This is a genomic window from Meiothermus sp. (assembly GCF_025060375.1).
Taxonomy (GTDB): domain Bacteria; phylum Deinococcota; class Deinococci; order Deinococcales; family Thermaceae; genus Meiothermus.
On the sequence record NZ_JANXCG010000032.1, the window covers coordinates 1 to 1,988 of the forward strand.

At 66.4% G+C, this 1,988-nt stretch carries 1 protein-coding gene; it reads left to right on the top strand.

Annotated elements, in window-relative coordinates:
• The coding region (gene cas10 / locus NZ849_RS04115) for a type III-A CRISPR-associated protein Cas10/Csm1 (RefSeq protein WP_295404484.1) at positions 1-1,988 on the top strand (1,988 nt) is incomplete at both ends.

Sequence of the window (1,988 nt, forward strand, 5' to 3'; positions counted from 1 at the left end):
AGGGTGCGTGGCCCTGGCCGACACCTACGCCTCGAGCGAACGCAAGGATGTAGATGAAAGGGGCGGTCACGCACCCGACACGCCGCTTAAGTCGGTGCTGGCGGGCCTGCGGGTGCAGGGGCAGTACGGCCACCGGGACTGGGGCTACAGCATGGTGCGCTCCGGCCAGGAGGTAGGCCAGAAGGCGGGAGAGGCCTATCCAGAAGCTGGGCCCAATGTTTCCAAGGACACCTACTGGCGGGTGGCCGAGCGGCTGGATGAACGTCTAAAGGAGCTGGACAGGCTGGGGCCAGGCCCCGAAGCCCTGCTCTCCAACCTGCTGGGCATCTTCCAGGAGCTTCTGTGGAACATCCCCTCCGACACCCAGGGCGAGCCCGATGTTTCGCTGTACGACCACCTGCGCCTCACGGGGGCCATCGCGGCGGCTTTGTGGGCCTACCACGGCGGTTCGCCCAGCGTGGAAGCCCTGCGGGACGAAAAGCCCGAGAAGTTCCTGCTGGTGCTGGGCGACCTGGGGGGCATCCAGGCCCACATCTACCGCATCCAAGGAGCCCAGACCGGGGTGGGGGGCCTGGCCAAGCGGCTGCGGGCGCGCAGCCTGGAGGTTTCGCTGGCCGCCGAGGCGATGGGCCTGGACGTGCTCCGGCGCACCGGTTTCACCTCCCTTCAGCGCATCATGAGCGCAGGGGGCAAGTTCTACCTGCTCTTGCCCAACACCCCGGCGGTGCATCAGGCGCTAGGCGAGGTGCGCAAGGACTGGGAGGAATGGGCTTTGCAGCAGGGCGCTACCCTGCTGCCCTTTCTGGCTGAACATCCCTTTGCCCCCGCGGGCTTCAAGCGCTTCAGCCAGGTGCTCCAGGAGGCGCACCAGAAGCTGGCCCTGGCCAAGCTAAGGCCCCTGCAAAGCCAGCTGGGGAGCTACTACCTGAGAGCAAGCGGCCAAAGCCTCCGCCCCTGCGCGGCCTGCGGAGCGCGCCCGGCCAAATCAGCCACTGAGGCGCTTTGCTACGGCTGTGAGCGCGATGCCCACGTGGGCCGGCTGATTCCCAAGCGAGAGGAGATTGGGTTCTTCCCCGAAGACGCACCCAAGCCCCACTACCGCTTTCCTGGCCTGCGGGTGGCCCTCGAGCCCTCTCGCACCCACACCCTGCGCACCCGGATCGAGTTCACCCCTGCGGCTCACCCTTGGGAGGTGCGCCTCCTGGCCGGGCACATCCCCACCCTGAAGCACGCCCTTCGGACCGGCAATTGGCGCAACCTGAGCGAATACCAGGCCTGGGCCAAGGCGCAGGGGCTTTGGGAAGATGAAGAAGAAGGGCGCAGGGAAGACGACCCCCTCACCCTGGCCGAGCTGGCCGAGTTTTCCAACGGGGCCAAGTACCTGGGGGCCCTGATGCTCGACGCCGATCGCATGGGCGAGGCCTTTGCCACGGGGTTTGTGGACGAAAAGGGCGCCGACCACAGCAGCCCCAGCCGCATAGCGAGCCTTTCGCGAATGCTCGAGCTCTTCTTTGCCGGGGAGGTGCTGGAACTTATCAAGAACCCCAAAACCTACGCCAAGCGTTTGGGTTGGAGCGAACTCGAGGCCAGCGAGAAAGCCCGCCGCTTCCCCCTCATCTACTCGGTCTATGCGGGGGGCGACGACCTCTTTCTGTTGGGGCCCTGGGACGTGCTCCTGGAGTTCGCCCTGGACTTAGAAGCGCTCTACCGAAGGTTCACCCAGCATCCCCAGCTCACCCTTTCGGGCGGGTTCGTGCTGGTGAACCCCTCGCTGCCCATCCCCCTGCTGGCCGAGGCGGTGCAGGAGGCCGAGCAGCAGGCCAAACAGAACGGGCGGAACCGGCTTCACCTCTTCGGTCAGAGCGTGCCCTGGGCAGAGCTGCGGGACCTGGTACCTTGGGTGCAGGACTTGCAGCAACACCTGAACGCCGAGGGCAAAGCGGGCCTGAGCAGCGCCCTGGCCTATCGGCTTTTGCGCCTGTGGAAGC